Genomic DNA, 4471 nt, shown 5'->3' with positions numbered 1-4471 from the left:
TCACGACCAGCGGCGCGTCCGCGGACGCGGCCGGCCGGACGACCTGCTGTTGACTGTCCTCGGCGACCGGTACCGGCGGTTGCGGGGTCGGCGCGAGCTGCTGCGGGGGTACGACCGACGGCTCGACCGCCGCAGGGGTTTCCGGCACCAACGCGTCGAAGTGGACGCCCGGCCGCTCGGGGTCGGTGGAGGTGGTGTCTGCCCGCATCGCCTGGGACGGGCCGCGTGGCGTGCTGGTGGAGGCGAGCAGGAGCGCGCTGGTGTCGGTGCCGGTCGTGGTGATCGGCTGCGGGTGGCCGGCGGTCTGGCCGGGCAGCAGGTCAGCGATGGTGGCGGGCCGCCCGTGCCATTCCATCGCCGCCGGCCGACCAGGCAACGAATCGTCGGACAGGTCCAAAGACTCAGACTCAGACTCAGACTCTGAGCCGGACGAGTCCGACCCGGACGACCCAACCCGCCGCGCCAACGTGGGAGCCACAAACGAATCAGCAATCGCCAGGTACTCGCGGATCTCCCAATCCGTGAACCAAGGCTCATGAAGATGATCCTCACCAACCGGCCTGGCACTCCTCAGGAAATCCTTAGGCGAACCAGTGTGCGGAATCCCAGCGTAGTGCTTTAGCTCATGCCCGTACCGGCCAGGAGCAAGATCCGCAACCCAATGGTCCTGCTGGATCCGACCCTCCGACTCATCCTCACTGACCCACACCCCCTTGCCGTTGCTTTCCCGCAGATCACTACCAAAACGACTGAGCACCACCGCCCGGACTTCCCTGCTGGGCACCGGATCGAACACCACCTCGACCCGCGGCCCACCCCCAGACCCCACCCGCCGGTTGGCCTCGACCACCCACTGCTCAACAGCACCCAAAGTACGCAGAATCGCAGCCTCCGTCACATCCGCATCAGGCTTCAAACGCAGACGGAACACCACCGTCCCAGACTCACGATGCGCCCAATAATCGACGAAGACCCGCTCCCCCGCATCCTTCCCCGCATGCTCCACCCGGAAAGGACGCACCTCCCCCGGCGTCGGCACCAACCGCAACGGATCCGGACCCTGCCAGGTGAACCGATCCGAAAACACGTGCTTCATCTCGCCCCAGGCAGGCAAACTCCCCGAACTGCGATACGACACCCGCCAACCGCCGCCCTTCACCGCCTCCACAGACGGCGGCTCACCCGCCGCCCACCCCGAAGACGACACCTCCCTCACCCCACCCGGGAACGAACCACCCCCCGCAGGACCCCACTCAAACGCCGCCGCACCCCCCGGCAGCGACACGTCACCGCGTACCCCACCGGCCACATCCCCGGAGGGATCCGGCTCGACCGGCGGGGTCGACGTCGACACGTTCTGCGCTGCCACGTCCACGTGGTGCACGATGTACCAGATGTCGTCCGGTCCCGCGTCCTGGCCAGCCCGGTCCTTGGCCCAGTTACCGAGCATCTGCATGCTGCCGGTGTGGATCTGGTTGCGGCCGGGTTCGTACCAGCGCAGTTGCCCGGTGGACAGGACCACCCCGGCGGCAGCCGTGGACCCGGCCACGGCCAGCACCCGGGCGCCCGGTGGCGGATCGGCCGGCAGGTCGCGGGTCGGCCCGCCCACGGTGAACCCGAGCCCGGGGGCGTCCAGCAGGTGGGCCATCATCTCGGCACGGTGCTGCGGGGTGTACGCCAACCAGGCGGCGGCCACGTCGTCGGGGCGGCCGGTCTCCACCGACCCGGCCGGCGGGGTGCTGGTGGTTTCCGGCCAGGCTGTGGTGTCCAGGCCACTGGCCAACCCCCGCAGGCCGACGGCGTCGACCGGCGGAGTCGCCTGGGTGACCCACTGGTGGGCCAGGTACCCCTGGTGCCGGTTCAGGTTCTCCACCAGGGCGGCCACGCCCGCACCGAAGTCGTGCCGCGACTCGATCTCCGCCTCGTGCAGAATCTCCAGCCGGGCGTTCACGTCGGGCCGACCCCGGTGCGGGGCCAGATCGTCCTGGACGCGCTGCGGCAGCCGCCGCACGGCGTCGTCGAGGGTCTCCGGGCGGCCGGTGGCGTCCAGCCGCACCATCTCCCCGCCCGGGTAGGCGAGGTACGGCGGTTGTGCGGTGCTACCACCGTAGACCCGCAGCTCGACCGGGGTGTCCAGGCTCACGGCGAGGTCCCGGGCGAGTTGCACCCGGTCCAGCGTGTGCACGGCTGTCTCGTCCGCCGGGGCGGCCGCAGCGTTGTCGGCCTGCCTGGCCGCGTCGGCGCGCAGCACCACCCGCGCCGGGACCGTGCCACCGTGCTGCGCGCGCACCGAGCGGTCCAGCTCCTGGACGACGGACCGGCCGTGGCCGGAGCCGGCGATCTCGGCCAGCGCCGCGTCCACGTCCAGGACCGGGACCCCAAGCGGGACCGGCGGGACCGGCAACGCCATCCGGTCCACCTGCAGTTGCGCCGCGTCCCGGGCCGCCTCGCGGGCCGTCCTGGCCTCGTCGAGCACCCGGACCGCGTTGGTGTGCGCCTGCGCGGCGATGTCGCGGGCCCGGAACTCCTCGTTCGCGGTCTCGACCTGCCGGCGCAGGTCCGGCAGCTCCGAGCGGACCCGGCCGAGATCCTGCCCGGCGTCCCGGAGGTCGTCTTTCGTCTTCTCTACCGCCGCCTGGGCCGCATCCAGCTCCTGCAGCGCCTGGTGGTGCTTCGCCTGGGCGGCGGCCAGCCGCTGCTCGTCCTGACTGGTTGCGGGGTCGTCGACCGCCTGCCGGGCCGCTGACTCCAGCTCGATCCGCTGGGCCATTTCCGCTTCCAGGACCGGCATCGCACGGTTGAGGTCGCCGATCTTCCGCTCGAGCCGGGCACGTTCGCCTTCGGCGGCGGTGACGGCGTTCCTGGCGGCGTCGAGCGACGCCTCCGCGGCGTCCCGGGCGCCCTGCGCGACCTGTTCGTTCCGGCGGGCCTGGCCGAGGTCGTCGACGGTGCGCTGGAGTTCCTGGGTGGCCTGCTGGAGGCGCTCCCGCGTCACCTGCCGCATCCGGGCAGCCTCGGCATCCGGAGCGTCCGGGGCCGGATCGGGATCCGGTGCGGTGGTGAACAGCCGATCGGCGAGGTGGCGCAGTGCCGGCCCACGGGTGCCGGTGGCGTTGGCACCGAGGTTGCGGATCGTCTCGGCCCACTGTTGCCGCTGCGGCGCGGAGAGAGTCTGACGGGCGTCGCGCACCAGCGTGGTGACGGCGGTGTCGGGAACGTTCAGGCCGGCGAGCGCGTCGGCGGTGAGGTGCAGGATCTCCGCGTCGACGGCGTCGACCGGACCGTCGAGGGTGGCGGCCAGGTTGCCGAGGGCGGACACGGCGGCCGGGTCGGCCAGATCCGGCCGGGCCAGCAGGTTGGTCAGCAACTCCTGCCGCCCGGTCGGCGCCCCCGATGCCGGGGCAGGCACCGGGGCCGGGGTGGGTGGGGTGGGGCCGAGCAGGTATTGGTATCCGTCGTCGAGGTGGCCGTAGCGGGCCAGGGTGAGCAGCGCGTCCCGGGCGGCGAGGTCGACGTCGTGGGGCAGTTCCGCCCGGCGGATCTGAAGGGCGCTGTGTGCCCGGTCGGAGAGCAGGTCCGTGCGGTGGTCGTCGAGGAAGGCGCGGGAGTCGTCCAAGCCGATGGCGAGCCACAGGCCGAGCGAGGCGGATGCCGGGGGCATCGGATGGTGCACGACGTGCGCCGTCGGTAGTGGGGTGTCCGCCGTCCCGGTCCAGGTGACGGCCGGTGCGGGTAGCGCCGGGATCAGGTCGGCGGGGGTGGAGACGTCCCGCCACGCGTGGGCCAGGCCGGTCGCGGTCGTCCCGGACGCGGTCACCGCAGCGGCCACCGGGCCGACGTCCGAGCTGCCGAGCAGCTTGGCGACGTCGCGGTAGCGCATCCGTTCGATGACGCCGAGCGCGTCGCGAAGCGTCGCCGCGTCCCGGCCGACTGCCGTGGGCAGCTCGGTCAGGGTTTGCAGGGTGTCCGGCCAGTTCTGCGGGGGGTTGATGGTCCACGCGGCGGAGGCGATGGCCCGGAAGGTGTCCAGTGCGCCGACGGCCGGGTCGAGGATGTCGGCCACGGCCCGCAGGATGCCCGCGTCGGAGACGGCTTCCCGTTCCGGCTCGGGCCGGGTGACCCGCGGGTCGGCGTCGACGAGGTCCGCCAGCGCCCGCAGCCCGGCCGGGGCGGTCGGGGCGGGCGCAGCGGTCGGGTCGGTCGGTGTCACCTCGGCCACCGCGTCGGCGAGCACTCGGTGCCGGGCCGTCGCGTCGGCGGCGTCGAGGTAGTCGTACGCGGCGGTCAGTTGTCCGGCCCGGATGGCGTCGAGCAGGGCACGGTGCCGGTCGAGGACCGGATCGCCGGCGGGTGCCGGGGTCGTCTCGGTCCGGGTCGCGTCGGGCTGGGCCGGTGCGGTCGAGGGTGACGCCGGCCGGGCCTGCTGCTGGTCCTGCGTCAGCCGCGTCGCGGTCGGGTCGGCGCGCAGCAC

The 4471-nt window shown here is 72.8% G+C and carries 1 protein-coding gene; it reads right to left on the bottom strand.

Annotated features, from left to right (window positions below; genetic code table 11):
• Window positions 1-4471: hypothetical protein (locus V6U90_RS32490; RefSeq protein WP_334444859.1), on the bottom strand; the 4471-nt coding region annotated here is incomplete at both ends.

Origin of the sequence: Micromonospora sp. CPCC 206060 (assembly GCF_036906895.1) — a bacterium.
GTDB lineage: Bacteria > Actinomycetota > Actinomycetes > Mycobacteriales > Micromonosporaceae > Micromonospora.
This window is presented reverse-complemented; position numbering and strand designations above follow the sequence as displayed.